At 35.0% G+C, this 16,556-nt stretch carries 20 protein-coding genes; 16 read left to right on the top strand and 4 right to left on the bottom strand.

The window, feature by feature from the left end; genetic code table 11:
* The first annotated feature begins 1 nt into the window (after nucleotide 1).
* The 4 genes from ACQV18_RS03200 (at nucleotide 2) to ACQV18_RS03215 (ending at nucleotide 2,395) form a co-directional block, all read left to right on the top strand.
* Nucleotides 2-412, top strand: coding sequence for a GNAT family N-acetyltransferase (locus tag ACQV18_RS03200; protein WP_428892562.1), 411 nt, complete (start codon nucleotides 2-4; stop codon nucleotides 410-412).
* A 117-nt stretch (nucleotides 413-529) separates the two neighbouring features.
* Nucleotides 530-904, top strand: a complete 375-nt coding sequence (locus tag ACQV18_RS03205) for a GntR family transcriptional regulator (protein ID WP_428892563.1) — start codon at nucleotides 530-532, stop codon at nucleotides 902-904.
* Nucleotides 905-906: 2 nt separating this feature from the next.
* Nucleotides 907-1,770: an ABC transporter ATP-binding protein gene (locus ACQV18_RS03210; RefSeq protein WP_428892564.1), complete on the top strand. Its 864-nt coding sequence runs from the start codon at nucleotides 907-909 to the stop codon at nucleotides 1,768-1,770.
* Between the two features lies 1 nt (nucleotide 1,771).
* Nucleotides 1,772-2,395 carry an ABC-2 transporter permease gene (locus tag ACQV18_RS03215; protein ID WP_428892565.1) on the top strand — a complete coding sequence of 208 codons (624 nt, stop codon included), beginning with the start codon at nucleotides 1,772-1,774 and terminating at the stop codon, nucleotides 2,393-2,395.
* 138 nt (nucleotides 2,396-2,533) lie between these two features.
* On the opposite strand, the gene ACQV18_RS03220 is transcribed toward ACQV18_RS03215, so the two are convergent.
* On the bottom strand, nucleotides 2,534-2,857 hold the full coding sequence (locus ACQV18_RS03220) for a helix-turn-helix domain-containing protein (RefSeq protein ID WP_428892566.1): 324 nt from the start codon (nucleotides 2,855-2,857) through the stop codon (nucleotides 2,534-2,536).
* 193 nt (nucleotides 2,858-3,050) lie between these two features.
* On the opposite strand from ACQV18_RS03220, the gene ACQV18_RS03225 reads away from it, so the two are divergent.
* Nucleotides 3,051-3,377, top strand: coding sequence for a hypothetical protein (locus ACQV18_RS03225; protein WP_428872741.1), 327 nt, complete (start codon nucleotides 3,051-3,053; stop codon nucleotides 3,375-3,377).
* 89 nt (nucleotides 3,378-3,466) lie between these two features.
* On the opposite strand, the gene ACQV18_RS03230 is transcribed toward ACQV18_RS03225, so the two are convergent.
* Entirely contained in the window at nucleotides 3,467-4,774 is a 1,308-nt protein-coding gene (locus tag ACQV18_RS03230) for a ClC family H(+)/Cl(-) exchange transporter (protein ID WP_428874901.1), read from the bottom strand.
* Between the two features lie 223 nt (nucleotides 4,775-4,997).
* On the opposite strand from ACQV18_RS03230, the gene ACQV18_RS03235 reads away from it, so the two are divergent.
* Nucleotides 4,998-5,897, top strand: a complete 900-nt coding sequence (locus tag ACQV18_RS03235) for a magnesium transporter CorA family protein (RefSeq protein ID WP_428892567.1) — start codon at nucleotides 4,998-5,000, stop codon at nucleotides 5,895-5,897.
* Between the two features lie 42 nt (nucleotides 5,898-5,939).
* On the opposite strand, the gene ACQV18_RS03240 is transcribed toward ACQV18_RS03235, so the two are convergent.
* Nucleotides 5,940-6,422: a hypothetical protein gene (locus tag ACQV18_RS03240; protein ID WP_428872744.1), complete on the bottom strand. Its 483-nt coding sequence runs from the start codon at nucleotides 6,420-6,422 to the stop codon at nucleotides 5,940-5,942.
* A gap of 92 nt (nucleotides 6,423-6,514) precedes the next feature.
* On the opposite strand from ACQV18_RS03240, the gene ACQV18_RS03245 reads away from it, so the two are divergent.
* From ACQV18_RS03245 to ACQV18_RS03275, 7 genes are all read left to right on the top strand, one after another.
* A complete protein-coding gene (locus tag ACQV18_RS03245) occupies nucleotides 6,515-7,033 on the top strand; it encodes a GNAT family N-acetyltransferase (RefSeq protein ID WP_428872745.1) in 519 nt (172 codons plus the stop codon).
* 109 nt (nucleotides 7,034-7,142) lie between these two features.
* Nucleotides 7,143-7,640, top strand: a complete 498-nt coding sequence (locus tag ACQV18_RS03250; protein WP_428892568.1) for a methylated-DNA--[protein]-cysteine S-methyltransferase — start codon at nucleotides 7,143-7,145, stop codon at nucleotides 7,638-7,640.
* Between the two features lie 14 nt (nucleotides 7,641-7,654).
* Complete coding sequence (gene gloB / locus ACQV18_RS03255; RefSeq protein WP_428892569.1) at nucleotides 7,655-8,359, top strand: hydroxyacylglutathione hydrolase; 705 nt, start codon at nucleotides 7,655-7,657, stop codon at nucleotides 8,357-8,359.
* 14 nt (nucleotides 8,360-8,373) lie between these two features.
* Nucleotides 8,374-9,075 (top strand): response regulator transcription factor, encoded by a 702-nt coding sequence (locus ACQV18_RS03260; protein ID WP_428892570.1) that lies wholly within the window; start codon nucleotides 8,374-8,376, stop codon nucleotides 9,073-9,075.
* Nucleotides 9,059-9,955, top strand: coding sequence for a sensor histidine kinase (locus tag ACQV18_RS03265; RefSeq protein WP_428872749.1), 897 nt, complete (start codon nucleotides 9,059-9,061; stop codon nucleotides 9,953-9,955). The genes ACQV18_RS03260 and ACQV18_RS03265 overlap by 17 nt, the downstream gene beginning before the upstream one ends.
* Before the next feature lie 105 nt (nucleotides 9,956-10,060).
* Entirely contained in the window at nucleotides 10,061-10,819 is a 759-nt protein-coding gene (locus tag ACQV18_RS03270; protein ID WP_428872750.1) for an ABC transporter ATP-binding protein, read from the top strand.
* Entirely contained in the window at nucleotides 10,813-12,798 is a 1,986-nt protein-coding gene (locus ACQV18_RS03275; RefSeq protein WP_428892571.1) for an FtsX-like permease family protein, read from the top strand. Before ACQV18_RS03270 ends, ACQV18_RS03275 begins: the two co-directional genes overlap by 7 nt.
* A 52-nt stretch (nucleotides 12,799-12,850) precedes the next feature.
* Here the strand turns inward: ACQV18_RS03275 and ACQV18_RS03280 are convergent, their stop codons facing one another.
* The gene (locus ACQV18_RS03280) at nucleotides 12,851-14,317 is read right to left on the bottom strand and encodes an NCS2 family permease (RefSeq protein ID WP_428872752.1); all 1,467 of its coding nucleotides are present in this window, start codon (nucleotides 14,315-14,317) and stop codon (nucleotides 12,851-12,853) included.
* Between the two features lie 191 nt (nucleotides 14,318-14,508).
* Here ACQV18_RS03280 and ACQV18_RS03285 point away from each other — a divergent pair, with 191 nt between their 5' ends.
* The 3 genes from ACQV18_RS03285 (at nucleotide 14,509) to ACQV18_RS03295 (ending at nucleotide 16,484) form a co-directional block, all read left to right on the top strand.
* A complete protein-coding gene (locus tag ACQV18_RS03285; protein WP_428892572.1) occupies nucleotides 14,509-14,838 on the top strand; it encodes a hypothetical protein in 330 nt (109 codons plus the stop codon).
* Between the two features lie 65 nt (nucleotides 14,839-14,903).
* Entirely contained in the window at nucleotides 14,904-15,731 is an 828-nt protein-coding gene (locus ACQV18_RS03290) for an exodeoxyribonuclease III (RefSeq protein WP_428872754.1), read from the top strand.
* 21 nt (nucleotides 15,732-15,752) lie between these two features.
* Complete coding sequence (locus ACQV18_RS03295; RefSeq protein WP_428872755.1) at nucleotides 15,753-16,484, top strand: YebC/PmpR family DNA-binding transcriptional regulator; 732 nt, start codon at nucleotides 15,753-15,755, stop codon at nucleotides 16,482-16,484.
* Nucleotides 16,485-16,556 lie beyond the last annotated feature (72 nt).

Below are 16,556 nucleotides of genomic sequence, written 5' to 3' on the forward strand. Positions count from 1 at the left end.
AATGAATAAAATAGAAATTAAAGAAGATGTTCAGCTTCCATTTGAGCAAGTGTTGCTCTTATATGAAAACGTCCATTGGACAGCCTATACTAGAGAACCAGACCTCTTAGAAGAAGCCATTCAAAATAGTTTAAAAGTGTGGACTGCTTGGGAGGGTGATCAACTCGTTGGCTTAGCTCGCGTCGTAGGAGATGGACTAACTATTATCTATATTCAAGATATTTTAGTACTTGAAAATTATCAACGACAGGGTGTTGGAAGTCTATTATTGCAAAAAATTTTAAAAGAATATCAAGCGGTACGGCAAATCATTTTGTTAACCGATGATACGGATAAAACACAAAAATTTTATAAAAAAAATGGACTTGTTCAAACGGCAGATTTTCAATTAATGACCTATATGAAAAAGTAATAAAAAATCCCAATTCTTATCCACTTAAGAATTGGGATTATTTTGTAAATAACTTGAAAGATTAAAAGTGAGTGTGCATACTGTATATATACACATTCAACAAGGCGAGGTGAATCGATGAATATCTTGATATCAAAACTAAATCCTAAGCCTATTTACGAACAAATTAAGCAACAGATTATCCAATCTATCTTGAATGGCGATGTGAATGAGGGGGATTTACTTCCTTCGGTAAGGGCCTTAGCTAAAGAGTTAAAAGTCAGTGTAATTACTACTAAGAGGGCCTATGAAGACCTCGAAAGGGAAGGGTATGTTACTTCAGTCGTCGGTAAAGGAACTTATATTGCTCAACAAGACCACGACTTTATTCGTAGGAAATACTTAAAACGAATGGAAGAATTAACTAGAAAGTTATTAGAAGAAAGTGAAATGATCGGACTGAGTTTAGAAGAGATAAAGGAAATGGTCGAAAGGATTTTTAAGGAGGTTTAATAATGGAAGAGTTCGTGATAGAAATGGATCAAGTTTCAAAAACATATACTGATTTCTCAATTAACAACTTGGATTTAAGAATACGTAAGGGGTACGTCACGGGTTTTGTTGGACCCAATGGTTCCGGAAAAACAACCATTATCAAGATGATTATGGGGCTTATTAAACCAGAATCCGGTTCGATTAGAATTTTCGGTAAGGATCTAAAAAAAGATTCGGTAACGATAAAAGAACAGATAGGCTTTGTTTACGCGGAAAATTATTTCTATGATCACTTAACAGTCGAAGAAACGGGTAAAATGATCGCTCCTTTCTATAAGAATTGGGATTGGGAGACTTATTGGGCACATATTAAATCATTTGGGTTGTCAAAAAATAAAATCATTGAAGAACTTTCAACCGGTATGAAAGTTGAGCTATCTTTAGCGATAGCCTTGTCACATGATCCACTCTTAATCGTTCTTGACGAACCAATTTCTGGATTAGATCCAATTGTGAGGAGTAAGGTTCTAGATATCTTATTTGATTTTATTCAAGATGCCAATAAGTCAGTCTTTTTCTCAAGCCATATCATGGCGGATATAGAAAAAATATCTGATAATATTGCAATGATTCATTATGGAGAACTGATTATTAATGAAGAAAAAGATTATCTCCTCAACCAATATAGGATAGTGAAGGGACCTAAAGAAATTTTAGATGGTGAGCTCAGAAGACAATTAATTAATTGCCGAGAAACAGCCGTTGGTTTTGAGGGTCTTTCAGCAAACTATGAGGTATTTAAAGAATTATTTGGAGAAAAAGTGATTATCGATCCGGCTAATCTTGAAGAGATAATGGTTAATTTATTTGATGAAAGGAGATAGTATGAAGGCTTTAATCCATAAAGAATTTATTTTAAATTCTAAAAAAAATTTACTGATTTTTATGGCTATATTTTTTGTGGGATGTGTTCTATCCGATTCATTTCAAATTCCAATCATTTGTCCCGTTGTTTTGACAGTTTGGTACCCACTAATTATGAATGAAAAGGAAAATTTTAAGAAATCGGGAGTGCTTTTAAATAGTTTACCTATTGAGGCTGAAAAAATCGTTTTAGCTAAATATGTTTACACTATTTTGATGGGGACGCTATTTTTTATTGGTTTTATGTTACTAAATTATCTTTTACCCGAATTCAAAGCCTATTTTCCTATTGAAGTTTTTATTGCCTTTACTTATTCAGTAGGTTCGATTTCATTTTCATACTTTTTATACTATGTTATTGGTAAATTTTTTTACGAAACATTTAGTGTAATGTCTTTCTATTTTTTCTTTATTTTAGCTAAAAGTGAAGGAGCTCTAAATGAACCATTATTCACTCCATTTATCAATTTTTCCAATCAATTTTCTTTTCAAGAACTACTCATGCCATTGTCTGTTTATATCATTCTATCACTCAGTCTTTCTTACATATTAGCTACTCGATCTTATAGCAAAAAAGATTTTTAAAGCGAGTTTCATTAAGAAAGATAACATTAAAGATTTTTCTTAAATGTTGTCTTTCTATTGATTTTTACGATTCTTGTGTAAAATGACTTGTATAATATACCCTAAACTTCCCCCAGCTATTGCAGACAAGAAAGCCATCTAAAAGATCTCATCCTCACGAAAACGGTTCGCTGAATAAGCCCAAACGCCAACTAAAATGAAAAAAGTTAAGGCAAAGGCTAGAATAAAGAGTGGATTGTTACTTTGAAAAGTTTGAAAATCGCCTAGACTATCTTTTAGGATGGAGTCTGTTGAAGTTTTAAAAACTTCACTCAAAGCTACAATGTTTTTGAGATCTGGATTACTTTGATTACTTTCCCATTTAGAAATAGCTTGTCGCGAGACATCAATTTTATTTGCCAGTTCTTCTTGAGACAAGCCTTGCTTCTTCCTTAAAGTTTGAATACGCTCACCAATAGTCATAATAAATTCCTACTATTTAAACTTTCCTTAATTTTATCAAAAGACTTAGCTGCTTATCTAGCAACTATAGTTGGCAAAGTCGCAAGGAGTGGTTGAATTAAAAAAATAATGGCTTCTTTTTCTTTTAGGTCCTAAGTCTGATTAGCTTGAAAACTTAAAATAGTATAATTAAACCATAGAAAGGAAGATGAATATGATCCCACTAAATATATATGTGCAAAGTGTTGAAAAGAATTTTTGGATTTATAATTTTGTTGCTTCTTTTATTTATTTTGCTATTAATGGCTTTGATGCTTTAAGTAATTTCATTCTATTTCCACTAGCTATTATGTTAATTATTTATATTTTAAAAGAACGTTTGAGGTCAACCGCAGATACCCAATTTTTAGGATTTTACCCTCTAGGTAAAGATTTTGGTAAATTAGTTATTGCTTCAATTATGAACTATGTTATATGGCAGGTATCAGGCTTACTCTTCTTTGTTGCCTTAGTTTATTTATTGTGGAAAGAGTATCACTAATCCATTAAAACGAATAGTTCGTTTAAACTGAGCAAACATAGTGGGGTCCCCTTAAATGTACCATGTAATATAAAAAGTCTGTTTTCTCTTTATTGAGGAACAGACTTTTTTGTATGATTGAAGTGAGTTTGATTAAGTAATATCAGATCAAGTAGGCTTTCACAAATGGGAGGACTTGCTAGTAACTCAGCGACTAAGTAGCTAAGATAAGTAACCAAGGTGATAGGAAATAACCATGGGAGAGAAACACCTGTCATTTCAAGAATTAAAAAAATACCAGAAAGGGGTGCTCTGACAATTGCAGCAAAATGTCCACTCATTGCAAATAAAGAAAGATAGATGATAAGGTCAGAGGGAATCAATCCTAAATTGTATAATAAACTGCCATAGAGATTACCTAATATAGCTCCAATAGATAATAATGGAAAAAAGATACCACCGGGCATGCCTGAACAAAAAGCGAATGCTAATAATAATATCTTCATTGAATATAAATAAGATAGGTAGTTAGGATTAGGGTTCGCGCCGATTGGGAAACTTATTAAATTAGCTCCAGAACCAAATAAATTACGGTCAAAATAGAGTATAATAGCGGTTAATATAAAAGGTAGGATTGATTTTAGCCATTGAGGAATTGCTAAAACCTGTGAAAGACCTTTTCCCTGGATTATTATCCAATTAAACAATACACCAGAAAGACCCGTAATAAGCCCTAAACCAAGACAAGTTATCAATAAATTATCTGGAAGTTCTGCTTGTCTAAGCAGAATAATAGAAGGTTGATTTCCTAAAATACTATTAGCTGTTTGATTAGCAAGCAGCACGATTATACCGGCATAAATAAATAATTGCCTACTTGTTTTATAGAATAAACCTTCTAAGATAAAAGATAGCCCTGATAAAGGTGCATTGAAAGTAGCCGCCATTCCTCCTCCTGCTGCACCAGCTATTAGGTAACGACTGATAGAAGAATCGCTATGAAAAAACTTACTCACAACTTGCCCGATAGTAGAGCCGATTTGAATAGATGGGCCTCCTCTTCCTAGAGTTAAGCCGGAGCCAATAGCAGCAATTCCACCAAAAAATTTGTAAATTAAAACGGTGAGCCCATTTTGATTTAAATGCTTGTGAAGAAGGCCATTTATTCGTGGGACACCTGACCCTCCGATAGCTGGTTCCATTTTTAAGCTAAAGGCGGTAAAAAATCCCAGACCTAGCATAAACAAAGCATAAATAATAAGATTTGTTATATTTTGATGCGAGAGTGATAATAAGGAGTATGAAAAATTTGCAAGATGATTGATAAGAAGATTAAAAGCTGCTATTACACAGCCAGTTATTAATCCGGTAAGGGCGCAGAGCAAGAGCGTTTTGATTGAAGTATAAGTGTTTTTCATAAAAAACCTCCTTTTTTATTCTAGGGCATCTTATTTTTTTTGACAAGTGCTTGTTAATTGAAGGTTATACATTTAGCGAGTGATATAATAGTATTTGAAGTGAAAATTCACTTATAATAAAGTGGGGTCAACGATTAAATAGTTTGAATATAAAAAAGAGCATTCTTGAGCAATTTAAACCAAGTAAATGAAATTTCTAAACAATTTAAAGGAGACTGAATAGATGGTGAAAGATGTTCATTGGCAATTATTTCAAGGGTTAGCCGAGCAAGAGTTGGAGAATATCTGTGGAAAGTTAAACATTCCTAACGACTACCTTACAAGCGTCAACGATCCTTTTGAAATAGCGCGTATAGAAGATGGGGTTAATATCAAAGGGCATTCGACTTACCTAGTCGTTTTACAATACCTACTACCACAATCTAATAATTTGGAAGAATGCGAATACAAGACACGAGCTATTTCGCTAGTAAAAGTGGAAGACCAGTTGTTTGTGAGTCTCAATGAAGATCCTCAGTATTTTTCAGATCTTTTTAAACAATTTGATCGAAATATTCAATTAAGCTATGAAGAGATGATAATGAAAGTTTTTTGGAAAATTCAAAACGAAACCATTAAAGTTTTAGCTTGGGTGCATGATGAAATTGAAGACATGCAAAAAGATATTGAGTATTCTTCTCAAAATAAAGAACTTTACCGTCTTATGAGACTTGATAAAAGCTTGGCATATATAAAAACAGCTGTGCATAATAATCGAATAGTTCTGGAAAAAATTAGTCAGGATGAAAGTTTTCAGTCTGTGCCTGCTTTGAAGTCTTTAATGCATGATGTCTTGATTGAGTCGTATCAGGCCGAATCAATGGTTAATGAAGGGATGCGAATCACCGGTCAATTAAGTGATCTATTCTCGAATGTAATTTCCAATAATTTGAATAATGTAATGAAAGTTTTGACCTCGATTACGATTATTCTTACGATTCCGACAATTATTGGAGGACTGTGGGGAATGAATGTACCACTTCCGTTTGCAAATAGCGAAGCGGGATTTTTTATGACAATTCTATTAAGCTTAATAATCAGTATCGTTGTTGTGTTTTGGTTAAAATCTAAAGATTATTTATAATTAAGCTTCCAAAAAGCCAGACAATGATTGTCTGACTTTACTTTAAGGACGTGTAACATCTTGAACATCTACTTCAATATTTGCTTCTTTTAAATGGGCGATTAGTTTGCCTTCATCATTTAAAGGAAAAGATTGGGCAAAATACTGCTTATTGGCTTTTCCTAATAGATTGATACGGTTTTTTTTAAGATCTCTAGTTAAAACAACACGATCGACCTTTGCAAAAGAAATTGGAATCATTACGGATAAAGTTCCTCTGAAAATAGAAAAATCATTTTTTGAGATACCTCTAGCTAATGGGCCCGAGATAAAATAAAGAATGGCTGAAGCAATCAATAAATAATGCCACCTACTAGTTGCAAATTGAAAACCAATCCAAACTAACAAACCGATGGTTATTAATTGAGTCCAAATCCAGTAGCTTTGAGTTACTTCTACAAAAAGATTGCGACTTCTTTTATAAAAATGATAACTACTACCAGCGATTAAAGCGATAGTCAAGAGTATGGATACAATGTCTTTCAAAAGATCACTCCTTAAATTTTGCCTTAAAATAACTATACCATTCTTGAAAGCAATAAGCTATTAACATTTATAAGAAAAGGAACGATAATCAAATGTTTTTAAAACAACCTGATTTAAAAGATATAGATAGAATTGAAGCATTTTTAGACAGTTATCCTGAATCTGATCAATGGATTGCTGGGACTTCTAGTCTTCACCGATATCATGGAAAATTAGACCAGTGGATTAATTTAATGAAGAATTGGTCTCAAGGGAAGGAACTACCTGTCGGTAGAGTACCCGTGATTCAATGGCTATGTCTTGATGAAAAAGGAACAATGATCGGTGCCATTAATTTACGTCCTCATCTGAATGACTATTTACTTCATTCTGGGGGTCAGATTGGTTATGTGGTTCATCCAGACTATCGGTTTAAAGGTGTAGCAAGTTGGATGCTAGGTGAGGCCTTGAAGAAAGCCCATGAACTAGGAAATGAACGCATTCTAATTACTTGTAGAGCCAGTAATAAAGCCTCTCAAGCGACCATTAAAAAGTGGAAGGGTGTATTGGAAGACCAAAGAATAGAAAAGGGTGTAAGGGTAAATCGTTATTGGATTGACTTACCGAGTTAACTTAGAAGGTTTAAAAGATGTCAGTATCTTCAATTAAGATTCGGTTTTTATTCATTTGTAGATGCTAATTTGTTAGGATAAATTGAATGAAAGATCAGGGGGAGTTTTGTTGATCCCTACGATTTATGATAGTCCGATTGGACGATTACAACTTTTAGTAGACCAAGAAGCGCTCATTAGCCGATGGTTCAAGAACAAAGGAAAGGTGGAAGAAAATTTACCGGACAATGTGTACTTTATTTCCTGGTCGAGACCTGAATTTAAACCCTATATCAATTGGTTAGAAAGCTATTTCCGCGGACAAACTAACCCTGCCATTATTTTTTCCTCTCAATCCAATGAACCAGACTGTTTTTGGCAAAACGTTTGGCGAATATTAAAGAAAATTTCTTACGGAAAGACAATGACTTATAAAGAGATAGCGAAAACTATTGAAGCCGAAACTAAGCAAAAGGTATCTGCTCAAGCAGTAGGTGGGGCAGTGGGAGCCAATCCTATTTTGTTGCTCATTTTTTGTCATCGAGTGATCTCAGCAACAAATGCTTTGACTGCTTATAGTGCAGGGACTGATAGGAAGATTTGGTTATTAAATCACGAAAAAGTTTAGAAAGGATGAGACTGATGCAAATAAAAGCAATTCCTGCTTTAGAAGATAATTATATTTGGGTAATTGAAAAAGAAGATGAAGTTATTGTCGTGGACCCAGGAGAAAGTGAACCTTTAATAAATTACTTAAAAACATTAGGCTTAAAAGTCAAAGCGATTCTCTTAACGCATTTTCACGAGGACCACGTCGGTGGATTGAGCGAATTGTTAGCCAGTCAAAAGCATGTGGTGACCGTTTACGGACCGATTGAAGTTGAAGAAAGAGTTAATCAAGTGGTCAAAGGGAGTGACCGGTTGGAGATAAGTGGTTTAGAGTTTGAGGTGCTTAAAACACCAGGGCACAGTGCTGAGCATGTGTCATATTTACTGGGGAAGCATCTTTTCTGTGGTGATGTTTTATTCTCAGCGGGTTGTGGGCGTGTATTTACTAATGATTATCAAGCGCAATATGACAGTCTTCAAAAAATAAAAGACTTGCCTGATGAAACGCAACTTTATGCTGGACACGAATACACTTTAACCAACTTGGCCTTTGCTTTAACCATCGAACCTGACAACCAAAACTTAATGAACCAGCAACAAGCTGTCAAAGTTTTAAGGTCCAAAGGCTTACCGAGCCTCCCGACTAGTTTAGCTGTTGAAAAGGAAATTAATCTGTTCCTACAAGCTGAAAGCTTGAAAGATTTCATCCAATTAAGAAAAGCGCGTGATCAATTTTAGAAAGGAAGAAGGGTATGCGAGTATTTATCGTTGAAGATGACCCGATTATTGCTGAGGGTTTAGCGAATACACTAATTAAGCATCGGTTTGAAGTTAGAAAGTGTCTAGACTTTGAAAATGTTGTCGAAGAATGCCTCTCTTGGCAAGCCCATCTGGTCCTCTTAGATATTAATTTACCTTATCAAAATGGCTATTATTGGTGTAGTCAGTTGCGGGCTCAATCACAAATTCCAATTATTTTTATTTCTTCTTTATCTGAAAGTATGGACCAGCTAGTAGCCTTACAGATGGGGGGAGATGATTATCTAGTCAAGCCAATTGATCGTCAGCTGACTGTTGCAAAAATCCAGGCTCTTTTAAGAAGAAGTTATAACTATCAACCAGATAACAGTCTTAATCTTAGTTTTGATGGGATGACTTTAAATACACAAGCTTTAAGCCTTGGATACCAAGAAGAAATTATTGACTTAACCGCCACGGAATATCAAATATTAGCAGTCTTATTTAAGAAAAAGGGGAATTATGCAAGAAGGGATGAAATACTTGATACCTGCTGGCAAGAAAACCAATTTATTGATGATAATACATTAGCGGTCAATATTTCACGCTTAAGAAAAAAATTGATAGCATTTAATCGTGGGCCGGTAATTGGTACTAAAAAAGGAGTCGGTTATTGTCTTTTAAAGAAAGAGGCAAAAAATGAAAGCTTTCATTAATGAATATCGCGGTCTGATATTATTTGTTCTCTTTATCTTAGCTCTTTTTGCTCTTGTTTTTTACTTATTTCATCTAAACTGGATGCATTACCTCATCCCTTCTTTACTGATTGTGCTTATTTTAGTCTTATATTTAGGTAGGCAATGGTTTTATTTTCAAATGGAAGTAAGTTACCAAGTAAAATTTCAAACTTTATTGGAGAGTTCACTTGTAGAGAAGAATATTCAATTAAATAGGGAGAAAGATTTGGAAGACTATTTCTTATTATGGGTCCATCAAATTAAAACACCGATTGCGGCAAGTAAAATGCTCTTAGAAGAAAGCGATGATCCGTCGAAAGGGCTACTTAATCAAGAGTTAGTCAAAATTGAATCTTATTCTAATTTAGCTTTAAATTATCTTAAAGTAACTAACCCTAAAAGAGACATGGTCTTTAGTCGGGTTCAATTGAATGAGATTATCCAACCGCTCTTAAAACGTTACCGCCATCAGTTCATCAATCAGGAGATTACTTTACACTATCAACCGATCGATCAAGCAATTTTAACGGAGGCTAATCTGTGTCAGATTATGATCGAACAAATCTTATCCAATGCTTTAAAATACAGCCCCAAAGGGAATATATGGATTAAATGGAGACAAGCTAGTTATGACTTGGTCATTGAAGATGATGGAAGAGGTATTCATTCTCAAGACTTACCTAAGATTTTTGATAAGGGCTATTCGGGCCATAATGGTTTACTGAACGAGCAATCTTCTGGTATTGGTTTATACATGGTGCAGTTAATTAGTAAGCGTCTCAACCAAGCCGTAAGTGTTCAGTCAAAAAAGGGTGAAGGAAGCCGTTTTATCATACAATTTAATCAAGAGATGAGTTAACCTTACAAAAATGTAAGGTTCTTTTACAATTTGTAAGTTTTGATAAAGGCTGATAATTAAATATTCCTATAGACTTGATTTAAGAAATAGAGGGGGGACTAGTTTATGTTATTAAGTGTAGAACATGTTGAAAAAATATACAGTGGGAGAGGCAATAAGACTATCGCCTTAAGAGATGTTAATTTTGCTATTAATGAAGGGGAATATGTAGCTATTATGGGAGAGTCAGGGTCGGGGAAATCAACTTTACTGAATATTTTAGCGACTTTTGATCAACCGACTGCCGGTCGTGTCTTGATAAATGATTTTGATTTGTCGGGGCTTAAAGAAGAGCAAATTGCCAGTTTTCGCCGTGAGAAGCTAGGGTTTGTTTTTCAAGATTTTAATTTATTAGATGGATTTACCAACCGGGACAATATCCTCTTACCAATGGTTTTATCACAGAAATCAGTGGTTGAAATGGAAGAACAACTTAAAAGGGTAGCTAGTTTGGTGGGGGTAGAGGCACTATTAGATAAATATCCCTATGAAATATCAGGAGGCCAAGCGCAACGGATTGCAATTTCTCGTGCTCTAATCAATCAACCGGATATTATTCTAGCTGATGAACCCACTGGGGCCTTAGATTCAAAGACTTCTGAACAGATTATGCAAATTTTTGTAAAATTAAATCAAGCAAGTAATACGATTTTGATGGTCACTCACTCGATAAAGGCAGCGTCTTCTGCTAACCGAGTTTTGTTTATCAAAGATGGCGTCATTTATCATGAAATATATCGAGGCCAACAATCATCACTTGATTTTCAAGATGCGATTGCTGACGCCTTAGCGATGTTGAATGGACGGAGGGAAGCAAAATGCTAAGTATGTCGACTGTTATCCGTAAGTCAGCTATAAAATCAATGAAGTCGAACAAAGAACTTTTTTTACCTTTCAGTCTTGCTTCCATTATTCTATTTGCTTTAGAATATATTATTTTATCGCTCACTGGCAATCAATATATTATCGAACGGTCAGCCAGTTTAAATTCTATATTGATGATTGGTGTTTTCTTTGCGACTCTTTTGAATATTATTATTGTTTTGTACGCTTCTAGCTTTATACGAAAAAAGTTAACGCAAGAATTTGGTCTCTATTCCATTCTAGGATTAGCCAAAAAGCATGTAGGTCGTATTTCGTTCATTCAATTTACGATTGTCCTCTTAGTTAATGCTTTATTTAGTGTTTTAATAGGTTATTTAAGTGGTAATTTTTTGTTTGTCTTATTTAATCGTTTAATGAAGGATACCGGAGCCGGATTTATGGATTATCCTTTTGATCCTAAAGCGGCCCTAGAAACCTTAGTATTGATGGTGGGAACTTACGCTATTATCTATCTCTTATCCACCTTAAAAATTCATCGTTTACAGTCGCTGGATTTGATGAAGGATAGCCGTAAGGGACAAGGGCGAGTTAAGAACCGTTGGATTATTTTGGCGATATGTTTAATCACCTTAGCGGCTGGCTATTATATTGCTCTTACTACTCAAGGTGTTTTAGATTCACTGTCTATGATTTTTATCTCTATTTTCTTAGTGATGATCGGAACATATTCTTTTTTCATGGCTTTTATGGTGTTTGTGTTGAAATTGATGCAAAAAAATAAGCGCTATTATTATCAACCCACTCATTTCTTAAGTACTTCAGGCATGTTGCAGAGAATAAGTAAAAATGCCACATCATTAGCCTCGATAACCATTTTAGCCACTGGTATTATGATGGTCTTGGCAATGACCTTAACCACCTATCGCAATATGGAAGCAGCTGCTGAAGGTTCCATGCCAAGAGAGTATGAAATAACTTTTGCTCCTTCTCAAGCTTATGAAAAAACAACAGAGGAACAATTAGAATTGTTACGAAATTTTCAAGCAGAACTTCAATCAACTGATTTGATTTCGAACAATTTAATTGAGACAAATGCGATGGAGGCTGTCTTGATTAAAGAAGATCATATTTATCCTTTGTTAGAGCCTGGTCAAAAGCAAAAAGTGGAAGAAGGAGAGCATAGCTTTGTTATTCTCGGGTTAAAGGCAGATTATCTAGCTAGATATCCCGATGAATCTGTTCCAGAAGATCAGTGGGTTCTTGCTTCTAATTTAAAGGATGTATCACATTGGGAAAAAATTTATTGGAAAGATGGAAAAGAACGCGCGGTCTATATTGGTAAAGGTGAAATTATTCCTTATACCATTGGTGTTGATGCACTGTATTTTGGTGTCAATTCTTTAGCAGAGTTACAAGCGATGCAAAGGTATTTATTAGATAAGTCCGATATAGAATTATCCACTGTAAGCTCTTTATATTTTGATTTGAAAGAGCCTCAGTTTGAAAAAACAGTTCAAAAATTGGTTGATGAGCAAGGCTTTTTCATGGAGAGTAAGGCCTATAAAAAGGAGTTGCTCTATCAGCTTAATGGTGGCTTATTATTTATCGGTCTTATCGTTTCAAGTGTACTGATAATAGGAATGATCTTGATGCTTTACTTCAAGCAAATATCAGAAGGTTATGCAGATAAAAAGAATTATCAAATTATGAAACAAGTGGGCTTACCTTTACAATTAATTAAGAAAACCATCCGCTCTCAAGTACTTTGGTTTTTCTTCTTACCTTTAATCATTGCAGTTGTTCATAATCTGTTTGCGAGTCAAATTATATTCAAACTGTTAGGTTTATTAGGTGTTAATAATTTTAATGATTATTTGTTTAGCTTCAGTATGGTCCTATCGGGATTTATTCTATTCTATCTGATTTTCTACCATCTAACTTCTCGGTCATACTACCGCATTATCAATCAAGAAGATTAAATAAAAACACCTGCTTTTTTTAAAAAGAAAGCAGGTGTTTTAAGTATTATTCTTAAATAATAGCTAGCACGATGAAGTTGATGATAAAGAGAACAATCGATACCCAAATAATTGGATGAACTTCTTTAGTTTGTCCTTTAGCTGTTTTAATGATTCCATAGAGAATGAATCCTGCTGCAATTCCGTTGGAAATGGAGTAGGTTAAACCCATAAAAACAGATGCGAAGAATGCCGGCACAGCATCTTCAAAATTCGACCAGTCAATATCGGATAGAGAGCTAACCATCAAAATCCCGACAATAATCAAGGCTGGTGCTGTTGCTTGTGCAGGAATTAAAGAGATGATTGGCGATAAGAAAGCAGAAAGAACAAAGCAAAGCGCTGTTACCACTGAAGTAAAGCCTGTACGACCTCCAGCTCCAATCCCAGCAGATGACTCGACAAAGGTTGTAGTATTGGAAGTACCTAGAATTGCTCCAAAAATTGTCCCTACTGAGTCACCGAACAAGGCTTTATCCATCTTAGAAGTGAATCCTGAACCGGATTCTAAAGCTAATTGATCGGCTTTTGAAAAGATACCTGAGCGTAAACCAGTACCAATAAAGGTACCAATTGTATCAAAAACATCAGAAAGTGAAAAAGCAAAGATTGTCATTAAAACAATTGGTAAGCGAGTAAGATCGCCAAATAGAGAAGGGATTCCTGCACTGGTGAAAATTACGCCAAAAATTTGCCCAAGGTCAGCAAAAGCAGAAGAGAGAGAATTATCGGCGAATGAAACTTGTCCTAAGTCAACCACATTGGTTAGGAAAGCTAATACAGTTGTAACAGCGATACCAATTAAAATGGCTCCTTTAGACTTTCTCATCATTAGGATAATGGTGACAATTATACCAACAACTGCAATTAAGGCACCTGGTTGGGTGAAATTAACCAATTCTGGGACAATACCACCATCAGTTACAACGCTGAATACTCCACCAGAGATTGTTTCCGCCATAGGATCTCCATTATTGACAGAGATAATATTCCCGGCACCTGAGGTGAATTGTAAAAGACCAGCATTTTTTAAACCGATATAGCCGATGAAAATACCGATACCAGCAGAAATAGCATGTTGTAAAAATGCAGGAATTGAAACGATTAATAATTTACGAATTTTAGTGATAGTGATTAAAACGTTCAAGATTCCACAAATGAATACCATGGATAGTGCCTCTTGCCAAGTGAATCCTAAGGCAAAAACAACCGTATAGGTAAAGAATGCATTTAATCCCATCCCGGGAGCTAAGGCGTAAGGAACATTAGCAAATATTCCAATGAATAAAGTTGAAATAGCAGCAGCAAAAATAGTAGCTAGAAATACTCCTTGTGCCGGCATACCTGCTTGTGACAAAATGGCTGGATTGACGAACATGATATAAGACATAGCAAGAAAGGTAGTGATTCCTGCTTGTATCTCTGTTCCTAGGTCCGTATTGTTCTCAGAAAACTTAAAATAATTGCGAATGGCTTCCATTGAATTCCTCCTCAAATTGATGAAATGATTGTAACAAAGATAGTTGTCTTTCGGAAGAGCATAAAAATATATAATCTTTTGTTAAATTTAAATGTTCGGCTTTTTTTACCAAAGAATGTGTTTTCATTTCATTGAAGCATTCTTTAGTTTTTCCTATACTGAGTAGGTATTTAAACTTAGGAGGTAGGCCATTGAATGATATGACAACCGGATCCCCCATTAAAAAGATTATTCGTTTTTCGATTCCTTTAATAATGGGGAACTTATTCCAATTATTTTACAATATGGTAGACACTTTTATAGTGGGGCGAAGTATTGGTTTAAATGCTTTAGCAGGAGTTGGATTAGCTGGTATTGCGGAATTAGTCATGAGGGTTATTGCCGCTTTTGTATTAACTCCTATGATTGGATTTTCTGGAACGGTCTTATCTAATCCGATGCCTTGGTTAGGTTCATTAATTATTTTAATACCAGCATTCTATCGTAAACACTATGAGTTGAAACAGTTGAGAGATTTATAGACCATTCGAGAAGCAAGGCTAAATATGATAAAATAAAGAAGCTAATATTTAAAAAGGAGAATGAAATGAAAATTATATCTTGGAATATTGATTCACTAAACGCTGCATTGACCAGTGATTCTAATCGAGCCATCCTGTCTCGAGAAGTTTTGATTAAACTCAACGCTTTGCAAGCAGATGTAATAGCTATTCAAGAGACTAAGTTATCTGCTAAGGGACCAACCAAAAAACATAAAAAGGTTATAGAGGAACTATTTCCTAATTATCAAATAGCTTGGCGTTCTTCTCAAGAACCAGCTCGTAAGGGATATGCTGGAACGATGTTTATGTATAAGAAAGACTTAAAAGCTGAAGTTTCTTATCCAGAGATTTCTTGTCCTCATCCAATGGATTATGAAGGTAGAATAATGACATTGGAATTTGCTGATTTTTACCTTACTAATGTATATACTCCAAATGCTGGAAGCGAGTTAAAGAGACTAGAGGATCGTCAGATTTGGGATGAAAAGTATGCTGATTATTTAGTATGTTTAGACCAAGTAAAGCCTGTGATTGCGACAGGTGATTTTAATGTAGCTCATAAAGAAATTGACTTGGCTCATCCAGACAGAAATCACTTTTCTGCAGGCTTTACAGATGAAGAGCGTCAAGGATTTACTAATCTTTTAAACAAAGGTTTCACGGATACTTTTCGTCATTTACATGGTCCAGTAGAAGGCGTTTATACTTGGTGGGCCCAAAGGGTTCGAACAAGTAAACAGAATAATTCAGGCTGGAGAATTGATTATTTCTTAGTGAGTGATCGAATCGCTGATAAAGTTCAAAGATCTGAAATGATCGATTCAGGCGAGCGTCAAGATCATACCCCCATCTTATTAGAAATAGATTTATAAAAGTGAAAGGAGTCGATAACATTGGCAGGACATTCTAAGTGGAATAATATAAAAAATCGTAAGGGTGCCCAGGATGCTAAAAGAGGGAAACTTTTCCAAAAATTATCACGGGAAATTTATATGGCAGCTAAACAGAGCGGAGGGGATCCGGACACTAATCCCGCTTTGCGTTTAGCTATGGACAAGGCTAAAGCCAATAACATGCCAAATGATAATGTCGATCGAGCTATTAAAAAGGCGACGACCTCCTCTGAAGGAGAGAATTATGATGAAGTGATATATGAGGGCTTTGGCCCTCAAGGGGTAGCTATTTTGACCGAAGCATTGACTGATAATCGTAACCGAACCATGACCAATGTCAGGATTGCTTATAATAAAAATGGTGGTAATATTGGAGAATCCGGAACGGTTAATTACCTGTTTGATCGCAAAGGCTATATTGTTTTAGAAAGAGAAAAGAACAATCTAGATGAAGATGAAATGTTGATGCTTGTTCTAGAAGTGGGCGGCGAAGACTTAGAAAGTTCTGAAGAAGTTTTTGAGATTTATACGGATCCCAGTGAATTAGCCAAGGTAAGAGATAAATTGTTGCAAGAAGGGCTAGTGATTTATACAGCTGAATTAACCTTAATACCCAAAACTTTTGTCAATCTATCAAAAAAAGATTATGAGGTACTGACAACCATTGTTGATGCTCTAGAAGATGATGACGATGTGTCTGAAGTGTTTCATAATGGTCAACTTGATGAATAAAAAACTCGAGATATTTTCTCGAGTTTTTTTAATGTGTTTTTTTGCTTGACAGAATGTATTTAGATGGTAACA

The sequence above is a fragment of the Facklamia sp. P9177 genome, assembly GCF_050409585.1.
Taxonomy (GTDB): Bacteria; Bacillota; Bacilli; order Lactobacillales; family Aerococcaceae; genus Facklamia.

Bases quoted from the DNA above. Each gene is read 5' to 3' on its own strand.
- ACQV18_RS03220 (WP_428892566.1), bottom strand. From the start codon at position 2,857: ATGACTATTGGTGAGCGTATTCAAACTTTAAGGAAGAAGCAAGGCTTG.
- ACQV18_RS03280 (WP_428872752.1), bottom strand. From the start codon at position 14,317: ATGGAAGCCATTCGCAATTATTTTAAGTTTTCTGAGAACAATACGGAC.
- ACQV18_RS03205 (WP_428892563.1), top strand. From the start codon at position 530: ATGAATATCTTGATATCAAAACTAAATCCTAAGCCTATTTACGAACAA.
- ACQV18_RS03270 (WP_428872750.1), top strand. From the start codon at position 10,061: ATGTTATTAAGTGTAGAACATGTTGAAAAAATATACAGTGGGAGAGGC.
- ACQV18_RS03230 (WP_428874901.1), bottom strand. From the start codon at position 4,774: ATGAAAAACACTTATACTTCAATCAAAACGCTCTTGCTCTGCGCCCTT.
- ACQV18_RS03200 (WP_428892562.1), top strand. From the start codon at position 2: ATGAATAAAATAGAAATTAAAGAAGATGTTCAGCTTCCATTTGAGCAA.
- ACQV18_RS03260 (WP_428892570.1), top strand. From the start codon at position 8,374: ATGCGAGTATTTATCGTTGAAGATGACCCGATTATTGCTGAGGGTTTA.
- ACQV18_RS03265 (WP_428872749.1), top strand. From the start codon at position 9,059: ATGAAAGCTTTCATTAATGAATATCGCGGTCTGATATTATTTGTTCTC.
- ACQV18_RS03215 (WP_428892565.1), top strand. From the start codon at position 1,772: ATGAAGGCTTTAATCCATAAAGAATTTATTTTAAATTCTAAAAAAAAT.
- ACQV18_RS03275 (WP_428892571.1), top strand. From the start codon at position 10,813: ATGCTAAGTATGTCGACTGTTATCCGTAAGTCAGCTATAAAATCAATG.
- ACQV18_RS03225 (WP_428872741.1), top strand. From the start codon at position 3,051: ATGATCCCACTAAATATATATGTGCAAAGTGTTGAAAAGAATTTTTGG.
- gloB (WP_428892569.1), top strand. From the start codon at position 7,655: ATGCAAATAAAAGCAATTCCTGCTTTAGAAGATAATTATATTTGGGTA.
- ACQV18_RS03245 (WP_428872745.1), top strand. From the start codon at position 6,515: ATGTTTTTAAAACAACCTGATTTAAAAGATATAGATAGAATTGAAGCA.
- ACQV18_RS03290 (WP_428872754.1), top strand. From the start codon at position 14,904: ATGAAAATTATATCTTGGAATATTGATTCACTAAACGCTGCATTGACC.
- ACQV18_RS03210 (WP_428892564.1), top strand. From the start codon at position 907: ATGGAAGAGTTCGTGATAGAAATGGATCAAGTTTCAAAAACATATACT.
- ACQV18_RS03235 (WP_428892567.1), top strand. From the start codon at position 4,998: ATGGTGAAAGATGTTCATTGGCAATTATTTCAAGGGTTAGCCGAGCAA.